Consider the following 21,849-nt stretch of genomic DNA (forward strand, 5'->3'; position numbering starts at 1 on the left):
GGCCAGGTCCGTCGTGGCGTGGCCGAGAGGAGGAATCGACATGCAAGACGTCGTCATCGTTGCCGCCACCCGTACCGCCGTCGGCAGCTTCCAGGGCTCGCTGGCCAACATCCCCGCGCCGGAGCTGGGCGCCGCCGTGATCCGCCAGTTGCTGGCCCAGACCGGCCTCGACGGGGCCCAGGTCGACGAGGTCATCCTCGGCCAGGTGCTCACCGCAGGCTCCGGCCAGAACCCCGCCCGCCAGGCCGCCATCCTCGCCGGGCTGCCCCACGCCGTGCCGGCCCTGACCCTGAACAAGGTCTGCGGCTCCGGCCTCAAGGCCCTGCACCTGGCGGCCCAGGCCATCCGCTGCGGCGATGCCGAGGTGGTGATCGCCGGCGGCCAGGAGAACATGAGCCTCGCCCCCTACGTGATGCCCGGTGCCCGCACCGGCCTGCGCATGGGCCACGCCAAGCTGGTGGACACCATGATCCAGGACGGCCTGTGGGACGCCTTCAACGACTACCACATGGGCATCACCGCCGAGAACCTGGTGGAAAAGTACGGCATCAGCCGGGAAGCCCAGGACGCCTTCGCCGCCGCCTCCCAGCAGAAGGCCTGCGCGGCCATCGAAGGTGGGCGCTTCAAGGATGAGATCACCCCCATCCTGATCCCGCAGAAGAAGGGCGAGCCCATCGCCTTCGCCACCGACGAGCAGCCCCGCGCCGGCACCACCGCCGAGTCCCTGGCCAAGCTCAAGCCGGCGTTCAAGAAGGACGGCAGCGTCACCGCCGGCAACGCCTCCAGCCTCAACGACGGCGCCGCCGCCGTGCTGCTGATGAGCGCCGACAAGGCCAAGGCCCTCGGCCTGCCGGTGCTGGCGCGCATCGCCAGCTACGCCAGCGCCGGTGTCGACCCGGCGATCATGGGCATCGGCCCGGTCTCCGCGACCCGCCGCTGCCTGGAGAAAGCCGGCTGGAACCTGGCCGAGCTGGACCTGATCGAAGCCAACGAAGCCTTCGCCGCCCAGGCCCTGTCCGTGGGCCAGGAGCTGGGCTGGGATGTGAGCAAGGTCAACGTCAACGGCGGCGCCATCGCCCTCGGCCACCCCATCGGCGCTTCCGGCTGCCGCGTGCTGGTGACCCTGCTGCACGAGATGATCAAGCGCGACGCCCGGAAAGGCCTCGCCACCCTCTGCATCGGCGGCGGGCAGGGCGTGGCCCTGGCCATCGAGCGCTGATCGCCTGCCGGGCCGACGCCCCGGTCGGCCTGGCCACACGCTTGTTCACGCAACGCTCCGCGCACCTGCGCGGGGCGGGACGTACCACGCCCTGGCGTGGTGTCGTCGTTTCAGACCCACAGGGGGCGCAGATCCCCGAGCCGCTCCACCCTATCCAGTGCCGGTGCCCTCCATGCCTGGCCGACAAGAACAACAGTGAGGTAGACCGATGGTCACGCAACTCCAAGAAAGCCGCTCCGCCCGTTTTGCCATGCGGTGCTCCGCCTGGGCCGAGCGCTGGTTCCCCGATTCCTGGGTCTTCGCCGCCGCGGCCGTGATGCTGGTGACCCTGGCCGTGCTGGCCATGGGCGCGCCTGCCAGCCAGGCGGCCAAGGCCTTCGGTGACGGGTTCTGGAGCCTGATTCCCTTCACCATGCAGATGGCCTTCGTGGTCATCGGCGGCTATGTGGTCGCCAGCTCCGGGCCGGCGTCGAAACTCATCGACCGCCTGGCGCGGGTGCCGAAGAACGGCCGCTCGGCAGTGGCCTGGGTGGCGCTGGTGTCCATGCTCGCGTCGCTGCTCAACTGGGGCCTTTCCCTGGTGTTCGGCGGCCTGCTGGTGCGGGCCCTGGCACGCCGGGAGGAGCTGAAGATGGACTACCGCGCCGCTGGGGCGGCGGCCTACCTGGGCCTGGGCGCCGTGTGGGCGCTGGGCCTGTCGTCGTCGGCGGCGCAGTTGCAGGCCAACCCGGCCAGCCTGCCGCCGTCGATCCTGGCGATCACCGGGGTGATTCCGTTCACCGAGACGATCTTCCTCTGGCAATCCGGGGTCATGCTGCTGGCGCTCATCGTGGTGTCCCTGGTGGTGGCCTACATGACCGCGCCGAGCGCTGCCAATGCCCGTGACGCCAAGGCCTGCGGGGTGGACCCGAGCTTCACCGCGCCGCGCCAGGCCAAGCCGACCCGTCCGGGGGAGTGGCTGGAACACAGCCCGCTGCTGATCATCCTGCTGGTGGCCCTGGCCGGCGGCTGGCTGGCCCAGGAGTTCGCCAGCAAGCCGGCGATTACCGCCATCTCCGGCCTCAATACCTACAACCTGCTGTTCATCATGGCCGGCGCGCTGCTGCACTGGCGCCCACGCAGCTTCCTCGACGCCGTGGCCCGGGCGGTGCCGACCACCACCGGGGTGTTGATCCAGTTCCCGCTGTACGGCTCCATCGCCGCGCTGATGACCACCGTGAACGGCAACGACGGCCAGACCCTGGCGCACCACATTTCCACCTTCTTCGTGCAGATCGCCAGCCACGACACCTACGCGCTGCTGATGGGCGTGTACTCGGCGGTGCTGGGCTTCTTCATCCCCTCCGGCGGCGGCAAGTGGATCATCGAGGCGCCCTACGTGATGCAGGTGGCCAACGACCTGCAGTACCACCTGGGCTGGGCGGTGCAGATCTACAATGCCGCCGAGGCGCTGCCGAACCTGATCAACCCCTTCTACATGCTGCCGCTGCTGGGCGTGCTGGGGCTGAAGGCGCGTGACCTGATCGGCTTCTCCTTCGTGCAGCTGCTGGTGCATGCGCCCCTGGTGCTGGTGATGCTCTGGGCGCTGGGGCGGACCCTGGCCTACATCCCGCCGGTGATGCCCTGAGGACGGGCGGTGGCGCGGGCATCACGCCCGTGTCGTCGCCGGCTGGCGCCGGGGAGGAGGGCGGTCGGCAAGCTGTCATCAGTCGGTCATGAACGTGTCATAGCCTGCCGCCATCCCAACCAAGGAGCGCGACATGAAAGCAACCCGACTGAGTGCACTGATCGCCCTCGGCCTGGCGTCCGGAGCGGCCTGGGCCGATGTCCGGGTGGACGGGCCGGTGGAATACGGCGTGTTCGAGAGCCGCTACCAGGACTTCAAGCCCGGCGAGCGCGTGCTGACCAGCAGCGACCAGAGCATCCAGCAGACCGAGGTGGTGCCCGCCCGGCTCGGCACCAAGTTCGGCCTGCGCTACACCCTGGTCGGCAAGCGCGAGAACGACACGCCGCTGACCCTGCTGTACCTCACCCCGGGTGTGACCACTCCCGACGGCCAGCGCCACGACAAGTTCGAGGTGATCCAGAAGATGGCCCCGGGCGCTCCCCAGGACGTGATGGCCTATGAGTTCACCGAGACCCACGAAGTGGTGCCCGGTGCCTGGCACTTCATGGTGTTCCAGGGTGACCGGCTGCTCGCCGAGAAGCGTTTCGAGGTCCGCTGACCGCCTTCGCCGCCCGGTTCCGCCGGGCGGTCCCTCCCCACGGGCCAGGCCCGTCGCGCCCCAGGCGCCTGTGATTTCCCTCCCCGAATGACGACTGCCCGGCTGTTGGTTGGGCGGATGACTGGCGTATTGGCAGGCTCGGACATACTTTGTTACCGTACTTGCACTTTCGTACCAGATTCGCTCCCCGCTCCAACAACAAGAACAGCGTAACCGTCGCCGGCGTGCACCCCCGCGACGAGGATGGACACCTGCGAGAGCGATGCCGAGGCCTGCCCGTGTGCCCGGACGCCGTTCCGCAGCCGAGAGAAGAACAACAACAGGACCGGACGCAGAGCCGGCCCGAAATCTTGGCCGTCAAGGGAGGTACGTCGCTATGAAGAGGTTCATCCGCAATCCTGTCGCACCCCATCGATCAGGGCCCGCTGGCGTCGCCTGGGGGCTGCTGCCCCTGCTGGTGGCGGGCTCGGCCCAGGCGGTGGAGTTCAGCCTGCTGGACAACCAGCTCACCGGCTCCATCGACACCACGCTGTCCTACGGCGCCATGTGGCGGGTGCAGGGGCGGGACAAGGACAACATCAGCGACATCAACGCCGATGACGGCAACCGCAATTTCGATACCGGGCTGGTCTCCGAGGTGTACAAGGCCACGTCCGACCTCTCGCTGAAGTACGACAACTATGGCGCCTTCGTGCGCGGCACGGCGTACTACGACAGCCAGATCATGGACAAGCGCAACGACTACTACGGCACCACCGGTGGCGTGGAGCGACCCAGCCAGTCCTTCCCCGATGACGACCGCTTCACCCAGGACACCCGCCACGTGGCCGGGCGCAAGGCCGAGGTGCTGGACGCCTACGTGTTCGGCAGCTGGGATGTCGGCGACATGCCCCTGGGCGCCAAGGTGGGACGCCAGGTCATCAACTGGGGTGAGGGGGTGTTCTACCGGGGTGGGGTGAACACCGTGAACCCGGTGGATGCGGCGCGCTTCCACCTGCCGGGCTCGGAGCTGAAGGAAGTGCTGGTGCCGATGGAGGCGCTGAGCTTCAACGTGGGGCTGACCGACAACCTGTCCATGGAGGCCTTCTACCAGTGGAAGTGGAAGGAAACCCGGCTGGACCCGGTGGGCACCTACTTCTCCGACACCGACCTGTTCGCCGATGGCGGGCATACGGCGTACACCACAACGGCCAACCCCGACCTGCTGGCGATCATGGGCCTGCACCCCCTGGCGGTAGCGGCGGGTGCCATCGGCAATGGCGCCTACGGGCCCAATGCCTACGTCAACGCGGAGAACGGGACCTTCAAGGTAGCCAATATCGGCAAGGACCTGCAGGCGGACGACAGCGGCCAGTTCGGCGTGGCCTTCCGCTACATGGCGGAGGAGCTGAACTCCACCGAGTTCGGTTTCTATTTCGTCAACTACCACGCCAAGGAGCCGCAGATCGCCATCGACCTGACCGGCTACAACGGTGTGGACATGGCTGGCCTGGCGGGCTTCGGGCCGGCTGGCCCAGGGTTGGCAACGCTGGACATGGCCAGCAATGCCCAGGCCCGGCGGCGATATGTCGAAGACATCCGCATGTACGGCTTCAGCTTCAACACCACGGTGGGGGATGCCTCGGTGTCCGGCGAGATCGCTTATCGCCCCAACGCGCCGATCGCCATCGCCGCCACTGACGACCTCCTCAGCGACCTGCTGGGGCAGGGTGTCAACGGGTTGACCAACATCTATGACGCCAGCGTTGCAGGCAATGCCGCCTGCGCCCAGGTATCCGGCAAGCAGCTCTGCCGCAGTTCGATCTTCGACAACTACGAGCGTGCCGAGACCTACAACACCTCCCTGTCCACCCTCTACAACTTCGGCCCGGCGCTGAGCTTCGACTCGGTGATCGGCGTGGCCGAGCTGGCCTCCCAGCACATCCGTGGCAGCAGCCTGAAGTACACCGCCTTCGACGGCTCGGTGCGCAGGTTCACCAGTGCCACCGACAAGGCCTACGAGGATGAGCGCACCACCGACAGCGACCAGATCAGTCGCGACAGCTACGGCTACACGCTGCTGCTGTCCGGTAGCTGGAACGACGTCTATGCCGGGGTGAAGCTCTCGCCCTACGTGGTGTTCCAGCACGACTTCAAGGGCAACTCGGACCGCACCGGCAACTTCATCGAAGGGCGCAAGGCACACACCATCGGCGTGGACGCCAGCTACCTGAACAGCTTCGAAGTGGGCCTGCAGTACACCGAGTACTACGGCGCCGGGCGCAACAACAGCACCCGCGACCGCGACAACGTCTCGCTCACCGCCAAGTACTCGTTCTGACCACGCGCCCGGCCGTGGCCGGGCTGTCACCTGACAGGGAGACCCCCATGCTGAGCAAACCTTCGCTGCTGCTGGCCGCCTGCGTGCTGGCAACCATCACCTCCGAGGCCGGCGCCGCCGTGACGGCCGACCAGGCCGCCGCGCTCGACAGCCGGCTGACCCCCTTCGGCGCCGAGAAGGCTGGCAACGCTGCCGGCACCATTCCTGCCTGGACCGGCGGGCTGACCCAGACCCCGGCGGGCTACAAGGGGCCCGGCCAGCACCATGTCGACCCCTTCGCCGGCGACACCCCGCAGTTCACCATCACCAAGGCCAACCTGGAGCAGTACAAGGCGCACCTGACGCCGGGCCAGGTGGCGCTGTTCAACGCTTACCCGGAGAGCTTCCAGATGCCGGTCTACGCCACCCGGCGTTCCGGCTCGGCGCCGCAGTGGGTCTACGACAACATCCGCCGCAACGCCACCACTGCCAAGCTGCTCAACGGCGGCAACGGCTTTGCCGACGCCTACGGCGGCGTGCCGTTCCCGATCCCGCAGAACGGCCTGGAGGCGGTGTGGAACCACATCACCCGTTATCGCGGCACCTACATCGTGCGGCGCTCGGCGGAGGCGGGCATGCAGCGCAATGGCGCCTACTCCCTGGTCACCTCCGAGGACGAGGCGCTGTTCCGCTTCTACGACCCCAAGGGCAGCTACGCGGGCCTGCAGAACACCCTGTTCTACTACCTCAGCTTCACCACCGCCCCGGCGCGCCTGGCCGGCAACGGCGCGCTGGTGCAGGAGATGCTCGACCAGGTCAAGGAGCCGCGCCAGGCCTGGGGCTACAACCCCGGCCAGCGCCGGGTGCGGCGGGCGCCGACCCTGGCCTACGACACGCCCATCGAGTCCACCGACGGCCTGCGCACCGCCGATGACACCGACATGTACAACGGCGCGCCGGACCGCTACGACTGGACCCTGGTGGGCAAGCAGGAGATCTACATCCCCTACAACAACTACAAGGTCACCAGCCCCGAGGTGAAGTACAAGGACCTGCTGCAGCCCGGCCACATCAACCCCAAGTACACCCGCTACGAGCTGCACCGGGTGTGGGTGGTGGATGGCAAGCTCAAGCCCGGCGCCCGGCACATCTACTCGCGGCGCACGCTGTTCCTCGACGAGGACAGCTGGGGCGCGGCAGTGGTGGACCAGTACGACGGCCGAGGCGACCTCTGGCGGGTGTCGATGGCCTACCTGAAGAACTTCTACGAAGTGCCCACGGTGTGGACCGCACTGGACACCTTCCACGACCTCCAGGCCCGCCGCTACGGCGTGCAGTGGCTGGACAACGAAGAGCCCGGCACCGTCGACTTCAGCCAGCCGTCCCCCGGTGACGCGGCCTTCACCCCGGCCGCCTTGAGGCGCAAGGCCTCGCGCTGACCGCAGTTCCGCCCCACAGCGGGACTGCTCGCCGACCCGGCGCCGCGTTATAGTCGCGTGATTCCAACCGAAGGGATGAGCGAGGACCATGGTGGCGCCGGTGAGGATTCTGGTGGTGGACGACGATGCCGAGGTGCGCGAACTGCTGCAGGACTACCTGGGCGGCCACGCCTACCAGGTGGAGACGGCCTGTGACAGCGGCAGCATGCGCGCGGCCCTGGCAGTCGGCTTGCCGGACCTGGTGCTGCTGGACGTCGGCCTGCCCGGCGAGGACGGCCTGAGCCTCGCCCGCTACCTGCGCGAGCACCACGACCTGCCGGTGATCATGGTCTCCGGCGCCGGCAGCGCCGTGGACCGCACCATCGGCCTGGAAGTGGGCGCCGACGACTACGTGGCCAAGCCCTTCGACCCCCGCGAACTGCTGGCCCGGATCAAGACCGTGCTGCGCCGCTACCAGCGCGCCCCGGCGTCCGCTGCCGTGGCGGAGGCCGTTGCCCCCGTCGAACCCGATACCCGCCTGCAACTGGGCGCCTGCCGCCTGGACCTGGAGCGCCGCCAGCTGTTCGACGCCTCGGGCGCGGAAATCCCCCTCACGGCCATGGAGTTCGACCTGCTCCAGGCCTTCGCCCAGCGGCCCAACCGGCCGTTGTCCCGCGACCAGTTGCTCAACCTCACCCAGAACCGCGACTGGAACCCCTTCGACCGCTCCATCGACATCCGCATCGCCCGCCTGCGCCGCAAGCTCGAGACCGACCCCGACAAACCCCAGGTGATCCGCACCCTGCGCGGGGTGGGGTACATGTTCGTGCCGGGCTGACCCCCGCGCCTGGCGCTTTTACTCGGCGCCAGGCCGCCGTTTGTTTCAATTGTTTCAACCGCGTTGTACCCCCTGAAATCCCTCGGGGCGGCTCTCTATACTCCGTTCACCCAAGAGGCTCCTGGAGGCCTTCCGATGAGCCAGACGGCCCACCGCCCGCTGTTCGACGGCGCCGCCGAACACCAGTTGCGCCAGATCGTCGACAACAGTAGCGCGGTCATCTACGTGAAGGACCTGGAAGGGCGCCTGCGCCTGGTGAACCGGGCGTTCGAGCAGGTGTTCAAGGTCACTGCCGAGCAGGTCATCGGGCATGTCGACCATGAGTTCTTCCCGGCCGAGCTGGCCGATGTGCTGCGGGCCAATGACCAGAAGGTGGTGGAACTGGGTCGCGAGCAGGAGTTCGAGGAGCGCCTGCCGTTCAACGGCGTGGTGCGCACCTACCTGTCGAGCAAGTTCCCTTTGTTCGACGCGGAGGGGCGGGTGACGGCGGTGTGCGGCATCTCCACCGACATCAGTTCGCGCAAGAGCGTCGAGGAGGTGCTGCGCTACGTGGCCCTGGGGATTTCGGCGGCCACCGGCAACGAGGTGTTCGAGGCGATCGCCCGCTACATGGTGCGCTCGCTCCGTGCTGACTTCGCCTTCGTCAGCCGCATCAGCGACGAGGGGCCGCACAAGCTCACCACCCTGGCGATGTATTACAACGGCTCGCTGCAGGCCAACTCGACCTACCCCTTGAGCGGTTCACCCTGCGGCGACGTGCAGGGACGGGCCTTTCATTTCGTCGGCACCGGGTTGCAGGCGCTGTACCCGAATGACGCTGTCTTCCGTGCCTATGGGGTCGACAGCTACGCCGGCTACCCGCTGTTTGCCACCGATGGCCGGCCGCTGGGGCTGATCGCTGCTGGCCGCCTGGGCCCGATGAAGGAGCGCGAGCGCGCCGAGTCGGTGCTGCGCATCTTCTCGGTACGGGCGGCGGCGGAGATCGAGCGCCTGGAGGCGGAGGCCAGCTACCGGGCGATCTTCGCCGGCTCCGAGGACGCCATCCTGGTGCTGGATGTGGAGACCGGAGCGCTGGTGGATGCCAACCCGCGTGCCTGCGCGACGGTCGGCTACAGCTACGAGGAAATGATCGGGCTGGACATCGATGCCTTCAGCGCTGGCTACGAACCCTACACCGGGCGCCAGGCCGCGGGCTTCCTGGCCCGCGCGGCGGCGGGCGAGCCGCAGCGGTTCGAGTGGCACCGGCGCAACCGCGACGGCAGCCTGCATTGGGACGATGTGACCCTGAAGCGGGTAACCCTCTCGGGGGTGGACCGCATCCTGGTGTTCTGCCGCGAGATCACCCAGCGCAAGGAGGCGGAGCAGGCGCTGCGGGCCAGCGAACTGCAGCACCGCACCATCACCGACACGGCGCTGGATTGCTTCATCAGCATGGACGGCGCCGGGTGCATCCTGGCCTTCAACCCGGCCGCCGAGCGCTGCTTCGGCATCGCCCGGGACCAGGCGCTGGGGCGCGGGTTGCTGAAGCTGATCATCCCCGAGCGGTTCCACGTGATGTACGAACAGGACCTGGAGCGCTACGCGCAGACCGGCAATGGCAGCTTCCTCGGCAAGCGCCTGGAAGTGGTGGCGCGCCGTGCCTCCGGCGAGGAGTTCCCGGCGGAGCTGGCCCTGACCCATGTGAATGGCGACGAAGGCCCCCGTTACATCTGCTACCTGCGCGACATCACCGAGCGGCGCCAGGCCGAGGAGGAGAAGACCCGCCTGGAGCAGCAGTTGCGCCAGGCCCAGCGCATGGAAGCCATCGGGCATCTGACCGGGGGCATTGCCCACGACTTCAACAACCTGCTGACCAGCATGCTGGGCTACACGGTGATGGCGCAGGAGCATGCCGAGTCTCTGCGCGACGAGCGCCTGGGCAAGTACCTGACCCGGGTGCAGCGGTCGGCGGAGAAGGCCCGCGACCTGATCCAGCAGATGCTGACCTTCAGCCGTGGCAGCCGGGGTACGCCCCAGGTGACGGCGCTGGACCGGTTGCTGGGCAGCTTCATTCGCCTGCTGGAGTCCACCCTGCCGGCCACCGTCGAGCTGGAGACCCACCTGGCGGCCGATCTGCCGCCTGTGCTGGCGGACCCGGTGCAGCTGGAGCAGGTGCTGATGAACCTGTGTATCAACGCCAGGGACGCCATGGGCGGCGTCGGGCGCTTGCGCATCGAGCTGCAGCGGCAGCACCTGGGCGATGGCGTGTGCGCGTCCTGCCAGCAGCGGGTGGCGGGGCCCTTCGTCAGCCTGGCGGTGAGCGACAGCGGCCCGGGCATCGATGCGGGCCTGCGTTCGCAGGTGTTCGAGCCGTTCTTCTCCACCAAGGCCAGCGGCCAGGGCAGTGGCATGGGCTTGTCCATGGTCCACGGCATCGTCCACGAGTACGGCGGGCACATCCTGCTGGAGGGTGGCGCGGGGCAGGGGGCGGTGTTCCGCGTGCTGCTGCCGGCCCACGAGGACGGGCAGCTTCCGGAGGGGATGGCCTGCTGCCCGGCGGAGCATGTTCCGGTTCGTGCGACCTTGCAGGGGCGGGTGGCGGTGGTGGACGACGACCCGCTGGTGGGCGAATTCATGAGTGACCTGCTGGCCACCTGGGGGCTGGAAGTGCAGCTGTTCAGCGACCCGGAGCAGGCCAGCCTGCACCTGGGGGCCGACCCTTACGCGCGGGACCTGGTGATTCTCGACCAGAGCATGCCGAGGTTGACCGGCATGCAGTTGGCGCGGCGCCTGCTGGCGGCCCGTGCGGACCTGCCGATCCTGCTCTACACCGGCTTCAGCGACAGCCTGGTGGAGGAGGACGTGCGCGCCCAGGGCGTGCGGGCGATGCTGACCAAGCCGCTGGACCAGGCCCGCTTGCATGCGCTGCTGGGCGAACTGCTGGAGGCGGGCAGTTACCGTACTGAAACAAACTGAGCGGCGGCAGCCACAGTACGGATACAGGGGCGGTGCAGGCTGTAACCATCAGCCACTGGCCATCAAGGACCGCCATCATGGACACCCTCTCCGGACGCATCGCCGCCGTTTCCCTCGGCCTGACCAGCTGGCTGGTCGCCCTGGCCACCTTCCTCTTCGCCATCGGTTTTCTCGCCGGCCTGCCGCTGGCGCCTTTCCACCTGGAGGGGCCGCTGGCGGTGCCGCCTTGGCACGCCCTGGCACTGGACGGGCTGCTGCTGGTGGGGCTGGTGGCGGCCGTGCTGCTGGCCGCTGGCCGCAGCCACCGCGTGCGGCTGCTGATGGTGAGCGCGGTGGCGCTGCTGATCATGGCGTTCTGGCAGCCACTTGGGGGGGAGACCTGGCAGTTCGACAACCCGTCCCTGCGGCTGGTGCTCTCCGCGTCCTTCGGCCTGGGGGCGGCTTTGCTGGCCTACGCGCTGGTGCTGGCGGATCTGCTGTCCGGATCGGGGCTGGTGGCGGCCTGGCGCCGGTTGCCGGGCGGCTCGGTCCGGGCGATCCCCGCCCTGGCCCGTGGCCTGCGCGGTGAGGCACGGCTGGCGTCCGGGCTCGGTGTGCTGCTGTGTGCCTGGGGCAGCCCGGCTCTGGGCGTTGCGCACCTGGGGCTGGCGCTGCTGGCGAGTCTAGTGGTGGGGGGGGCGATGGTGCGGGGCCGCGCCCGGTCATCCGGGCGGGTGCTGAGGCTGGAGCGTGCACCGCGTGACGGAGTGCGCCACGCAGCCTGAGGCCAGGCGGACTAGACGGTGAAGCGCGCCACCATGGCGTTGAGTTCCAGGGCCAGGCGCGAGAGCTGGTAGCTGGCGGTGGAGGTTTCGTTGGCGCCGGTGGCGGTCTGGGTGGACAGGTCGCGGATGTTGACCAGGTTGCGGTCCACCTCGCGGGCGACCTGGGCCTGCTCTTCGGCGGCGCTGGCGATCACCAGGGTGCGCTCGTTGATGTGGCTGACCTGCTCGGCGATCTCCACCAGGGCGGTGCCGGCAGCTTCGGCGATCTCCAGCATCTGGCGGGCACGCTGGTCGTTCTGGCTCATGGCGCTGACCGCCTCGCCGGTGCCGCTCTGGATGTTGCCGATCATCTGTTCGATTTCACGGGTGGATTCCTGGGTGCGGTGGGCGAGGGCGCGTACCTCGTCGGCGACCACGGCGAAGCCGCGTCCCTGCTCGCCGGCGCGGGCGGCCTCGATGGCGGCGTTGAGGGCCAGCAGGTTGGTCTGCTCGGCGATGGCGCGGATCACGTCGAGCACCTTGCTGATGTTCTGCGCCCGTTCGGCCAGGCCTTCCACCAACTGGCTGGTCTGGGCAACGTCGTCGCTCATGTGGCGGATCGCCTGGACGGTCTGCTCGACCCGGCTGCGCCCGGCATGGGCCGATTGCTCGGAGGCCCGGGAGGCTTCTGAAGTGCCGGCGGCGTTGCGGGCCACTTCCTCGACGGCGGCAGTCATCTCGTTCACCGCCGTGGCGGCCATCTGGATTTCGTCGTGCTGCTGGCTGAGGGTGCGGTTGCTTTCCTCGGTGATGGCGCTCATTTCCTCGGCGGCCGAGGCGAGCTGGGTGGCGGAATGGCTGATCTGCTCGATGGTGCCGCGCAGTTGCTGCTGCATCTTCTTCAGGGCGGTGAGCAGTTGGGCGGGTTCGTCCCGGCCGGTGGTGTCGATGGGGCCGGTGAGGTCGCCGCCTGCCACCACGTCGGCGGCGCGCACGGCGATGTGCAGCGGCTGGGTGATGCTACGGGTCAGCAGCCAGGCCAGCAGCACGGTGGCCAGTACCGCCAGGGCCAGCACGCTGAGCACGGCAGTCTTGGCGCTGGCGTAGTCCTGGTCGGCTTTTACGTTGGCCTGCTCGGCGCCTTCGGTGTTGTAGTCCAGCAGCGCCTGCAAGGTCCTGATGGTGGCGCGGTAGTTCTCCAGCAACGAGCCCTGGATGAGGCGGTTGGCGCCGGCACTGTCACCACTGCGGGAGAGGCCCAGGAGCTGGGTGGACTCGTCCTGGAAGCGTTTGTACTGCTGCTGGAAGGCGCGGAACAGTTCGGTGTCCCGGCCGGTATCCATGTCCTTCTCGTAGGCCTGGCTGGTCTTCGCCAGGTTGGCCTCCAGCTCCTGAAGGCGCTGCTCAAGAGCCGGCTTGGCGGCCGCTTCGGCGAGCACGTGGCCCAGTTGCACCTGGCGTATTTCGGTGACCAGCAGTTCCAGCTTGGCCAGGTTCCTGAGGCTCGGGATCCAGCTCTGGCTCATTTCGGTGGAGGCGTCGTTGATCACCGCCATGCGGTTCAGCGAGAACAGGCCGGTGAGTATCAGCAGCAGGGTGATGAGGGCAAAGCTCGAGGCGGCGCGCGGGGCGATGGGGAACTGGCGCAGGAACATGGGCACTTCTCCGTGGGGGCCAGGCGGGGGGACGCGGAGGAGTATAGGTTTTCTTGTTGGCCTGCGGAGCCCGATCTGTGGGCTTTTCAGGGGAAGCGAGGGCCTGCCGCTGGGCAGGCCCGGATGGCGTCAGACGGTGAAACGGGCAACCACGGCGCTGAGGTCGGCGGCCAGGCGGGACAGTTCCTGGCTGGCGCTGGAGGTCTGGTTGGAGCCGGTGGCGGTCTGGGCGGAGAGGTCGCGGATGTTGACCAGGTTGCGATCCACCTCGCGGGCGACCTGGGCCTGCTCTTCCGCCGCGCTGGCGATCACCAGGGTGCGTTCGTTGATGGCGCTGACCTGGGCGGCGATCACGTCCAGGGCCTGGCCGGCGGCTTCGGCGATCTTGAGAATCTCCCGAGCGCGTTCGTCGTTCTGGCTCATGGCGCTGACGGCGTTGCCGGTGCCGGTCTGGATGCTGGCGATCATCTGTTCGATTTCGCGGGTGGATTCCTGGGTGCGGTGGGCGAGGGCGCGGACTTCGTCGGCGACCACGGCGAACCCCCGGCCTGCTTCGCCGGCCCGGGCGGCCTCGATGGCGGCGTTGAGGGCCAGCAGGTTGGTCTGCTCGGCGATGGCGCGGATCACGTCGAGCACCTTGCTGATGCCCTGGGCCTGGTCGGCCAGGCCGCCGACGATGCTGCTGGTCTGGCTGACTTCGCTGCTCATGGCGCGGATGGCCTGGACGGTCTGGGCGACCTGGTGGCGGCCACCTTCGGCGGACTCTTCCGAGAGGCGCGAGGCTTCGGAGGTGGAGGCGGCATTGCGTGCGACCTCTTCGACGGCGGCGGTCATCTGGTTGACGGCGGTGGCGGCCATCTCCGTTTCGTCGTGCTGGCGGTTCATGGCCTGGTTGGTTTCGTCGGTCACCACGCTGAGCTGGTGGGCGGCGGCGGCCAATTGGCTGGAGGAGTCGGTGATGTGGCGGATGGTCTGGTGCAGGCTGCTTCGCATCTCGGCGAGGGCCTGCATCAGCCGCGCGGGCTCGTCCCGGCCCTGGGTGTCGATGGCGCCGGTGAGGTCGCCGTTGGCGACGGTGCGGGCGGCTTCCACGGCAGTGCGGATCGGCACGACGATGCTGCGGGTGAGCAGCCAGGCCGTGGCGACGGCGAGCAGCGCGGCGAGTACCAGCACGAGGCTGACGGCGGTGCGGGCGCCTTCATAGGTGCTGGCGCTGGCATCGCCGGAGAGGTCGGCTTCGAGGTTGCTCAGCTTGATCAGCTCGGTGAGGGTGGCGTGTACGCCTTCGTAGGCTTCTCGCAGGGGGCCGCGCATCAGTTCGTAGGCGTCGTCGGCATGGTTGCTGCGGGAGAGTTGCAGCAGTTGGTCGTGGCCCTGGAGGTAGGCTTCCTTGCGCTGGCGGTATTCGGCGAACAGGCGCTTCTCGTCCGGCAGCAGGAACAGGGGCTGGTAGATGCGCTCGATCTCGTCCAGCTCCTCGCGGATCTTGGCCATGCGCACTTCCTGGCGGCTCATCTGCTCGGCCTCGCGGCTGAGGATGTGGTTCATCTCGCTGAGGCGGTATTCGGCCATCAGGTAGCCGAGCTGGCTGGAGTACTCGACGCTGGGGAGCCAGATCTTGGATACCTGATAGGTGGCTTCGTCCATGGTGGACATCCGCGACAGGCAGAAGAGCCCCAGGCCCACCAGCAACAGGGTGATGACGGCGAAGCCGCAGGCGGCGCGGATAGAAATGCTCAGGTTGCGCAGGGACATGGGAGGCTCCTCCGGGGATGCGCGTGGGCGTACGGGCATTAAGAGCGGAGGCGTTGCGCGGGACTTAAATGCGGCGGCAGGGTTTGGGAAAGGTCTGATGCGGTTTTACGTGGGGCACGAAAAAGGCCCGTATCCGGGGATACGGGCCTTCAGGTGTCGCTGGGGGCCGGTCAGGCCTTAAAGCGCTGCAGCACCAAGGTGGCGTTGGTGCCGCCGAAGCCGAAGCTGTTGGACATGACGGTGTCCAGCTTGGCGTCTTCGCGAACCTGGCGAAGGATCGGCATGTCGGCCACTTCCGGGTCCAGCTCGTCGATGTTGGCCGAGGCAGCGATGAAGTTGCCTTCCATCATCAGCAGGCAGTAGATCGCCTCGTGGACGCCAGCGGCACCCAGGCTGTGGCCGGACAGGCTCTTGGTGGAGCTGATCACCGGGGCCTTGTCGCCGAAGACTTCGCGTACGCCGCGGATCTCCGCCACGTCGCCCACCGGGGTGGAGGTGCCGTGGGTGTTGAGGTAGTCGATCGGGGCCTGGACGGTGGACAGGGCCTGCTGCATGCAGCGGACCGCGCCTTCGCCGCTCGGGGCGACCATGTCGTAGCCGTCGGAGGTGGCGCCGTAGCCGACGATCTCGGCGTAGATCTTGGCGCCGCGCTTGAGGGCGTGCTCCAGTTCCTCGACCACCACCATGCCGCCGCCACCGGCGATGACGAAGCCGTCACGCTTGGCGTCGTAGGCGCGGGAGGCCTTCTCGGGGGTTTCGTTGTACTGGGTGGAGAGGGCGCCCATGGCGTCGAACAGGCAGCTCTGGCTCCAGTGCTCTTCCTCGCCGCCGCCGGCGAAGACCACGTCCTGCTTGCCGAGCTGGATCTGCTCCATGGCCTGGCCGATGCAGTGCGCGCTGGTGGCGCAGGCGGAGGAGATGGAGAAGTTCACGCCCTTGATCTGGAAGGGGGTGGCCAGGCACGCGGAAACGGTGCTGCCCATGGTGCGGGTCACGCGGTATGGGCCGATGCGCTTGACGCCCTTCTCGCGGAGGGTGTCGATGGCTTCCATCTGGTTGACGGTGGAGGCGCCACCAGAACCGGCGATGAGGCCGGTGCGGGGATTGGAGATCTGCTCGGGCGTCAGGCCGGAGTCCTTGATCGCCTGTTCCATCGCCAGGTAGGCGTAGGCGGCGGCGTCACCCATGAAGCGGAAGATCTTGCGATCGATCAGCTCTTCCAGGTTCAGGTCGACGGAACCGGAAACGTGGCTGCGCAGGCCCATCTCGGCGTAGGCCGGGTTGTGGCGGATACCGGCACGGCCGGCACGCAGGTTGGCGGAAACGGTTTCCTTGTCATTGCCCAGGCAGGAAACGATGCCCAGGCCGGTGATCACGACGCGACGCATGCGGATAACCCTTAGAAGCTGTCAGTTGAAGTGAAGAGGCCGACGCGGAGGCCTTCCGCGCTGTAGATCTCGCGCCCGTCGACGCTGACGGTGCCATCGGCGATGCCGAGGATCAGCGAGCGGTTGATGGTGCGCTTGATCTGGATGTTGTAGGTGATCTTCTTGGCGGTCGGCAGGATCTGACCGAAGAATTTCACCTCGCCCGAGCCCAGTGCACGGCCGCGGCCGGGGTTGCCCTGCCAGCCGAGGTAGAAGCCCACCAGCTGCCACATGGCATCGAGGCCCAGGCAGCCCGGCATCACCGGGTCGCCCTCGAAGTGGCAGGCGAAGAACCACAGGTCGGGGTTGATATCGAGCTCGGCGACGATTTCGCCCTTGCCGTACTTCCCGCCGGTTTCGCTGATGTGAACGATCCGGTCGATCATCAGCATGTTGGGGGCGGGCAGTTGCGCATTACCAGGTCCGAACAGCTCACCGCGACTGCAGCGCAGCAGGTCTTCCCGGGAATAGGCGTTTTGTCTTGTCATGCGAGCTCCTAAATGATCCCCGTACTGCAGGGCTTGGCATTTCGTCCACTGCCGTGCGCATAGCGCCGAATCGGCAGACTAGTCATAGACTGTTGCGTTGCAGTGAAAGTCACAGAGTACACTCGTACACCTGCATTCCGATCGTCCCGGGTCGCGCAAGGTGGGGTTCGAGGGCACAGCCTGCCGCACTTTATCACCCGTTGCCCACTCACCGAAGGTCGGGGGGGCAATCGGTCGCGCCGCCCAGCCAGCGCTGCAGCACACGCTGCAGGTCTGCCCGTTTGAACGGCTTGGCGAGGTAATCGTTCATACCCGCTTCCAGGCACGCCTCGCGGTCGCCCTGCAGGGCGTTGGCGGTGAGGGCGATGATGGGGACCCGGGTGCCTCCATTCATGCCGCGAATCTGACGGGTGGCTTCATAGCCATCGAGCACCGGCAGCCGGCAGTCCATGAGGATGGCGGCGAACCCCGTGCGAGAAGCCGCCTGCACGGCCTGGGCACCGTCGCTGACCAGGCTGACGCGGTAGCCGAGGCTGCGCAGCATGGCTTCTATCACGGTCTGGTTGACCGGGTTGTCCTCCACCAGCAGCACGTCCTGGCCGTTGCCCGCCGCGGCTTGGTCCGGGTAGGGGCCGTCCGTGCGGTTCACCTGCTGGCGGAAGGGCAGGGGGATTTCCAGGGTGAACACCGAGCCCTGGCCCTGGTGGCTTTCGGCGCGCAGGGTGCCGCCCATGCGTTCGGCCAGGGTGCGGGCGATGGGCAGGCCGAGGCCGGTGCCGCCGTAGCGCCGGGAAATGGAGCTGTCGGCCTGCTGGAAGGCGTCGAACATGTGCTCCAGCCGTTCCGGGGGTATGCCGATGCCGCTGTCGTGCACGGCGCAGGTGAGCCAGAGCACCTGGTCGTCCAGCGCCTGCCACTGGGTGACCACGCGGATGCTGCCCTCTTCGGTGAACTTCAGGGCGTTGCCGACCAGGTTCACCAGGATCTGCCGGATGCGCGTCGGGTCGCCCTGGACTTCCACCTGTTCCAGGCCGGGCTGAGTCTCCACGATCAACGCCAGGCCGCGCTGCTGGGCGCTGTGCTGGAACACCTGCACCGAACCGTTGACCAGCTCCAGCAGGTTGAAGGCGATGCGCTCCAGTTCCAGCGCGCCCCGCTCGATGCGGGAGAAGTCGAGGATGTCGTTGATCACCTTCAGCAGGTGCTCGGTGGACTCGGTGGCCAGGGCGGCGTACTCGGCCTGCTCCTGGGTCATTTCGGTTGTTTCAAGAAGTTGCAGCATGCCCAGCACGCCGTTCATCGGTGTGCGCAGCTCGTGGCTCATCATCGCCAGGAAGTCGGACTTGGCGCGGTTGGCCTGCTCGGCTTCTTCCCGCGCGGCAATCAGCTGGTCGATAGCCTGGCGCTGTTCCCGGCTGGCGCGGTCGAGGCCGCTGGCGAGGTTGTTGATGTGCCGGGCCAGGTCACCCAGTTCGCCTTCCTCCATCACCGGCAGGCTGGCCTGGTAGTTGCCGGCCTGGATGGCCTCCACTGCCTGGCCCATGGCGCTGATGGGCTGTGACAGGCGGATGGCCAGGCGGCGCGCCACCAGGAAGGTGAGGATCAGGGCGAACAGTGCCAGCAGCGTGGCCTTGAGCAGGATCTCCTGCTGGCGACTGCTGAACGCATCGTTGGACATGCCGACCACCACGCGCCCGAGGTAGCCGGTGGCCAGCTTGCTGTCGCCGCGCCCGGCGTGGAACAGCGTCTCGTTGCCCAGTTGCACCTGCTGCAGGCGGATCGGCGCATGGAATATCTCCACCTGCGCACCGTTGCGTTCGAGGGTGCCCGGCTGCTCGACGTAGGCGAGGATGGCGTCGTCCTGGTCGCGCACTTCCAGGAAACGCACATGGGGGGTGTCCAGGGTGGCCTTGAGCAGGCCTTCCAGCACCGGACGGTTGCCGGCGATCACGCCGTATTCGGCTGCCGGCGCCAGTTGGTTGGCTATCAACTGGCCGGTGTGGTTGAGCTCCTGGCGCAGGTCCTGCAGCCGGGCGAAGGTGAAGAAACCGGTCAGCAGCAAGGTCAGCAGCAGGGCGGGGCCGAGGCTGATGAGTTGGGTGCGGGTGTGGATGTCCCAGCTGCGGGTCATGGGGTGGTGCCTCCTGGGCCCGTCAGCGTGGAATCAAGGTGCGTCAGCCCCCGGGCATTTCCGCTTTGGTCGCTCGCCCGGGCGCCCGCGTCACCTTGGCGGCATGCAAGCCGTCGGGTAGAAGAGGCGGGCGAGGGGCGTGGAGGCATGCGGGGGTCTCGGCGCAGGGCTTGCCAGGTTGGGTGATGGCCGTTCGGCGGGCGTTTGGCACCGCAAAACCACGAAGCGGTCACATGGATGCGGGATTTTCGTCGCTCCCCCGCGGCTTGACCAGTGGCAGATGCCCGGTTTGAGACTGGTTGGTCGCTCGGGCCTCCGTATAATGCGCGGATTCGCCACCCGGGTGGCTCTACATGGACTGGTTATGACTCGAGATCAATCGATCGCAGTGCTGGGTGGCGGCAGCTTCGGCACCGCCATTGCCAACCTCCTCGCCGAGAACGGCAACAGCGTGCTGCAGTGGATGCGCGATCCCCAGCAAGCCGAGGCGATTCGCCAGAACCGCGAGAACCCCCGCTACCTCAAGGGGGTGAAGATCCACCCCGGGGTCAGCCCCAGTTCCGACCTGCCGGCCGTGCTGGCGGCCTGCGACCTGGTGTTCGTGGCCATCCCCTCCAGCGCCCTGCGCAAGGCCCTGGAGCCGGTGGCCGAGCAGCTCGAAGGCAAGCTGCTGGTGAGCCTGACCAAGGGCATCGAGGCCCAGAGCTTCAAGCTGATGAGCCAGATCCTCGAAGACGTGGCGCCCAAGGCGCGCATCGGCGTGCTCTCCGGCCCGAACCTGGCCAAGGAAGTGGCCGATCACGCGCTGACCGCCACCGTGGTCGCCAGCGAAGACGCCGAGCTCTGCCAGCGCGTACAGCAGGCCCTGCACGGCAAGACCTTCCGCGTCTATGCCAGCGCCGACCGCTTCGGCGTGGAGCTGGGCGGCGCGCTGAAGAACGTCTACGCCATCATCGCCGGCATGGCCGCCGCCCTGGGCATGGGCGAGAACACCAAGAGCATGCTGATCACCCGGGCACTGGCCGAGATGACCCGCTTCGCCGTCAAGCTCGGCGCCAACCCCATGACCTTCCTCGGCCTGGCCGGCGTCGGTGACCTGATCGTCACCTGCTCCTCGCCCAAGAGCCGCAACTACCAGGTGGGCTTCGCCCTGGGCGAGGGGCTGTCCCTGGAGGATGCCGTGGCCCGCCTGGGCGAGGTGGCCGAGGGGGTCAACACCCTCAAGGTGCTGAAGGCCCGTGCCGAGGAACTGCAGGTCTACATGCCGCTGGTCTCCGGCCTGCACGCCATCCTCTTCGAAGGGCGCACCCTGGCCCAGGTGATCGAGGTGCTGATGCGTGGCGAGCCGAAGACCGACGTCGACTTCATCCCCACCAGCGGCTTCTGAACCAGCCGCCCCAGGACCAGGAGCTAACCATGAGCAATGAGCAAGAAGACCTGCAGCGCGAGTCCATCCTGCTGCGTGTGTTGTGGATGCTGATCTTCGTCATCGTCTGGCAGTTGGCCGAGATCGTGCTCGGCGTGGTGGTGCTGGCCCAATTGGGCTACCGCGCCTTCTACGGCGCGCCCAACGGCGGGCTGATGGCCTTCGGTGACAGCCTCAGCCAGTACCTGGCCCAGATCGGCCGCTTCGGCACCTTCAATACCGAGGAAAAGCCTTGGCCGTTCGCCGACTGGCCGACCCCGCGCGCGCCGGAAGGCGAGGCCGCCCACAGCGTGCCCCCGGCGCCCCACCCGGTGCGTGACGAAGAGCCGAAGCTGTGAAGCTCTGGCTGCTGCGCCACGGCGAGGCTGAGCCCCGGGCCGCCACCGATGCCGAGCGACCGCTGACCCGCAACGGCCGCCAGGAGGTGCTGCAGGCTGCAGCCCGCCTGGCGGGAGTGCCATTGGACGCGATCATCGTCAGCCCCTACCTGCGCGCCCGGCAGACGGCCGAACTGGTGGTCGAGGCCCTGGCATTCCAGGGGCCGGTGCTGGTGGAGGGCTGGCTGACCCCGGAAAGCGATCCGCGCGAGGCGCTCGATCGGCTGGCTCGGCGGGAGGAGAGCCAGTTGCTGCTGGTGACCCACAACCCGTTCGTAGGGGAACTGGCGGGCTTGCTCGTCCACGGCCATCGCCAGCAGCCATTGGCCATGAGCACCGCCAGCCTGGCCGAACTCGACGGCGCAATGCCCCTGGCCGGGGTGATGGACCTGCGTGCGCTTCACCATCCCCATCGCCTGTGACCCCGCCGGGGCTCAAGGAAGACTGCCGTGATCCGTGATTTCACCCGCCAGGCACTCGCCTGGCTTCTGGCCGTGGCCTGCATCCCCTTCGCGGGCGCTGCCGATCACCCCGACCCGTCCTACTTCGTCGGCCGTTACTGGGTGGTGGGCCGCCTGCCGGACAGCGGCACGCCCTACAGCGGCGACCTCAAGGTCTACCTGCATGAGGGCGAGATGGCGCTGTACTGGGAAGTGGGCGACGAGGTCTGGACGGGGCGGGCGACCTTCGTCGAGTCGGAGCTTGTCGATACCGCCACCCAACTGCGCATCACCGTCGAGCGAAATGGCCATCCGTACGAAGGGACGCTGCTCTGGCGTAACGACCTGGACAACTACCCAAGGGTCTCGGGCTACATCTACGACCCGAAGGTCGACACCGACAAACCGGGCTTGGAGGCCTGGTTCCCCAACCCCGAGTCCCCCTGAACGAAA

17 protein-coding genes are annotated in these 21,849 nt (G+C 67.8%); 12 read left to right on the forward strand and 5 right to left on the reverse strand.

Going from position 1 to position 21,849, the window contains the following annotated elements; genetic code table 11:
- The first annotated feature begins 40 nt into the window (after nucleotides 1-40).
- The 8 genes from FBY21_RS02335 (at nucleotide 41) to FBY21_RS02370 (ending at nucleotide 11,718) form a co-directional block, all read left to right on the forward strand.
- Nucleotides 41-1,219 (forward strand): acetyl-CoA C-acetyltransferase, encoded by a 1,179-nt coding sequence (locus FBY21_RS02335; protein WP_142008364.1) that lies wholly within the window; start codon nucleotides 41-43, stop codon nucleotides 1,217-1,219.
- A 208-nt stretch (nucleotides 1,220-1,427) separates the two neighbouring features.
- A complete protein-coding gene (locus FBY21_RS02340; RefSeq protein WP_142008367.1) occupies nucleotides 1,428-2,846 on the forward strand; it encodes a short-chain fatty acid transporter in 1,419 nt (472 codons plus the stop codon).
- A gap of 133 nt (nucleotides 2,847-2,979) precedes the next feature.
- Nucleotides 2,980-3,444 (forward strand): DUF3859 domain-containing protein, encoded by a 465-nt coding sequence (locus FBY21_RS02345; RefSeq protein WP_044414022.1) that lies wholly within the window; start codon nucleotides 2,980-2,982, stop codon nucleotides 3,442-3,444.
- A gap of 376 nt (nucleotides 3,445-3,820) precedes the next feature.
- A complete protein-coding gene (locus tag FBY21_RS02350) occupies nucleotides 3,821-5,764 on the forward strand; it encodes a DUF1302 domain-containing protein (protein ID WP_142008369.1) in 1,944 nt (647 codons plus the stop codon).
- Between the two features lie 47 nt (nucleotides 5,765-5,811).
- Nucleotides 5,812-7,182: a DUF1329 domain-containing protein gene (locus tag FBY21_RS02355; RefSeq protein WP_142008371.1), complete on the forward strand. Its 1,371-nt coding sequence runs from the start codon at nucleotides 5,812-5,814 to the stop codon at nucleotides 7,180-7,182.
- Nucleotides 7,183-7,282: 100 nt separating this feature from the next.
- The gene (locus tag FBY21_RS02360) at nucleotides 7,283-7,999 is read left to right on the forward strand and encodes a response regulator (RefSeq protein WP_313904169.1); all 717 of its coding nucleotides are present in this window, start codon (nucleotides 7,283-7,285) and stop codon (nucleotides 7,997-7,999) included.
- A gap of 135 nt (nucleotides 8,000-8,134) precedes the next feature.
- Complete coding sequence (locus FBY21_RS02365) at nucleotides 8,135-10,954, forward strand: PAS domain S-box protein (protein WP_142008375.1); 2,820 nt, start codon at nucleotides 8,135-8,137, stop codon at nucleotides 10,952-10,954.
- A 77-nt stretch (nucleotides 10,955-11,031) separates the two neighbouring features.
- Complete coding sequence (locus FBY21_RS02370) at nucleotides 11,032-11,718, forward strand: hypothetical protein (protein WP_142008377.1); 687 nt, start codon at nucleotides 11,032-11,034, stop codon at nucleotides 11,716-11,718.
- An 11-nt stretch (nucleotides 11,719-11,729) separates the two neighbouring features.
- On the opposite strand, the gene FBY21_RS02375 is transcribed toward FBY21_RS02370, so the two are convergent.
- The 5 genes from FBY21_RS02375 to FBY21_RS02395 all read right to left on the reverse strand — a co-directional run bounded on the left by FBY21_RS02375 (nucleotide 11,730) and on the right by FBY21_RS02395 (nucleotide 19,153).
- Nucleotides 11,730-13,352, reverse strand: coding sequence for a methyl-accepting chemotaxis protein (locus FBY21_RS02375; RefSeq protein WP_142008379.1), 1,623 nt, complete (start codon nucleotides 13,350-13,352; stop codon nucleotides 11,730-11,732).
- A 129-nt stretch (nucleotides 13,353-13,481) separates the two neighbouring features.
- Nucleotides 13,482-15,107 (reverse strand): methyl-accepting chemotaxis protein, encoded by a 1,626-nt coding sequence (locus tag FBY21_RS02380; RefSeq protein WP_142008381.1) that lies wholly within the window; start codon nucleotides 15,105-15,107, stop codon nucleotides 13,482-13,484.
- 170 nt (nucleotides 15,108-15,277) lie between these two features.
- Entirely contained in the window at nucleotides 15,278-16,495 is a 1,218-nt protein-coding gene (fabB, locus tag FBY21_RS02385) for a beta-ketoacyl-ACP synthase I (RefSeq protein ID WP_142008383.1), read from the reverse strand.
- Between the two features lie 11 nt (nucleotides 16,496-16,506).
- Entirely contained in the window at nucleotides 16,507-17,022 is a 516-nt protein-coding gene (gene fabA / locus FBY21_RS02390; protein ID WP_044413996.1) for a 3-hydroxyacyl-[acyl-carrier-protein] dehydratase FabA, read from the reverse strand.
- Between the two features lie 208 nt (nucleotides 17,023-17,230).
- Nucleotides 17,231-19,153: an ATP-binding protein gene (locus tag FBY21_RS02395; RefSeq protein ID WP_142008385.1), complete on the reverse strand. Its 1,923-nt coding sequence runs from the start codon at nucleotides 19,151-19,153 to the stop codon at nucleotides 17,231-17,233.
- Nucleotides 19,154-19,517: 364 nt separating this feature from the next.
- On the opposite strand from FBY21_RS02395, the gene FBY21_RS02400 reads away from it, so the two are divergent.
- The 4 genes from FBY21_RS02400 to FBY21_RS02415 are packed head-to-tail and all read left to right on the forward strand — an operon-like array spanning nucleotide 19,518 to nucleotide 21,843.
- Nucleotides 19,518-20,540, forward strand: a complete 1,023-nt coding sequence (locus FBY21_RS02400) for an NAD(P)H-dependent glycerol-3-phosphate dehydrogenase (RefSeq protein ID WP_069560232.1) — start codon at nucleotides 19,518-19,520, stop codon at nucleotides 20,538-20,540.
- Nucleotides 20,541-20,569: 29 nt separating this feature from the next.
- The gene (locus FBY21_RS02405) at nucleotides 20,570-20,917 is read left to right on the forward strand and encodes a DUF4389 domain-containing protein (RefSeq protein ID WP_044413989.1); all 348 of its coding nucleotides are present in this window, start codon (nucleotides 20,570-20,572) and stop codon (nucleotides 20,915-20,917) included.
- Nucleotides 20,914-21,378: a phosphohistidine phosphatase SixA gene (gene sixA, locus FBY21_RS02410; protein WP_142008387.1), complete on the forward strand. Its 465-nt coding sequence runs from the start codon at nucleotides 20,914-20,916 to the stop codon at nucleotides 21,376-21,378. Before FBY21_RS02405 ends, sixA begins: the two co-directional genes overlap by 4 nt.
- A gap of 27 nt (nucleotides 21,379-21,405) precedes the next feature.
- Entirely contained in the window at nucleotides 21,406-21,843 is a 438-nt protein-coding gene (locus tag FBY21_RS02415) for a hypothetical protein (protein ID WP_074972511.1), read from the forward strand.
- Nucleotides 21,844-21,849 lie beyond the last annotated feature (6 nt).

Origin of the sequence: Pseudomonas sp. SLBN-26 (genome assembly GCF_006715895.1) — a bacterium.
Classification (GTDB): domain Bacteria; phylum Pseudomonadota; class Gammaproteobacteria; order Pseudomonadales; family Pseudomonadaceae; genus Metapseudomonas; species Metapseudomonas otitidis.

Excerpts from the sequence above, each read along its gene's own strand:
- FBY21_RS02345 (WP_044414022.1), top strand. The coding sequence starts at position 2,980 with ATGAAAGCAACCCGACTGAGTGCACTGATCGCCCTCGGCCTGGCGTCC.
- FBY21_RS02375 (WP_142008379.1), bottom strand. The coding sequence starts at position 13,352 with ATGTTCCTGCGCCAGTTCCCCATCGCCCCGCGCGCCGCCTCGAGCTTT.
- FBY21_RS02400 (WP_069560232.1), top strand. The coding sequence starts at position 19,518 with ATGACTCGAGATCAATCGATCGCAGTGCTGGGTGGCGGCAGCTTCGGC.
- FBY21_RS02335 (WP_142008364.1), top strand. The coding sequence starts at position 41 with ATGCAAGACGTCGTCATCGTTGCCGCCACCCGTACCGCCGTCGGCAGC.
- FBY21_RS02355 (WP_142008371.1), top strand. The coding sequence starts at position 5,812 with ATGCTGAGCAAACCTTCGCTGCTGCTGGCCGCCTGCGTGCTGGCAACC.
- fabB (WP_142008383.1), bottom strand. The coding sequence starts at position 16,495 with ATGCGTCGCGTCGTGATCACCGGCCTGGGCATCGTTTCCTGCCTGGGC.
- FBY21_RS02340 (WP_142008367.1), top strand. The coding sequence starts at position 1,428 with ATGGTCACGCAACTCCAAGAAAGCCGCTCCGCCCGTTTTGCCATGCGG.
- FBY21_RS02395 (WP_142008385.1), bottom strand. The coding sequence starts at position 19,153 with ATGACCCGCAGCTGGGACATCCACACCCGCACCCAACTCATCAGCCTC.
- fabA (WP_044413996.1), bottom strand. The coding sequence starts at position 17,022 with ATGACAAGACAAAACGCCTATTCCCGGGAAGACCTGCTGCGCTGCAGT.
- FBY21_RS02405 (WP_044413989.1), top strand. The coding sequence starts at position 20,570 with ATGAGCAATGAGCAAGAAGACCTGCAGCGCGAGTCCATCCTGCTGCGT.
- FBY21_RS02370 (WP_142008377.1), top strand. The coding sequence starts at position 11,032 with ATGGACACCCTCTCCGGACGCATCGCCGCCGTTTCCCTCGGCCTGACC.
- FBY21_RS02380 (WP_142008381.1), bottom strand. The coding sequence starts at position 15,107 with ATGTCCCTGCGCAACCTGAGCATTTCTATCCGCGCCGCCTGCGGCTTC.
- FBY21_RS02350 (WP_142008369.1), top strand. The coding sequence starts at position 3,821 with ATGAAGAGGTTCATCCGCAATCCTGTCGCACCCCATCGATCAGGGCCC.
- FBY21_RS02365 (WP_142008375.1), top strand. The coding sequence starts at position 8,135 with ATGAGCCAGACGGCCCACCGCCCGCTGTTCGACGGCGCCGCCGAACAC.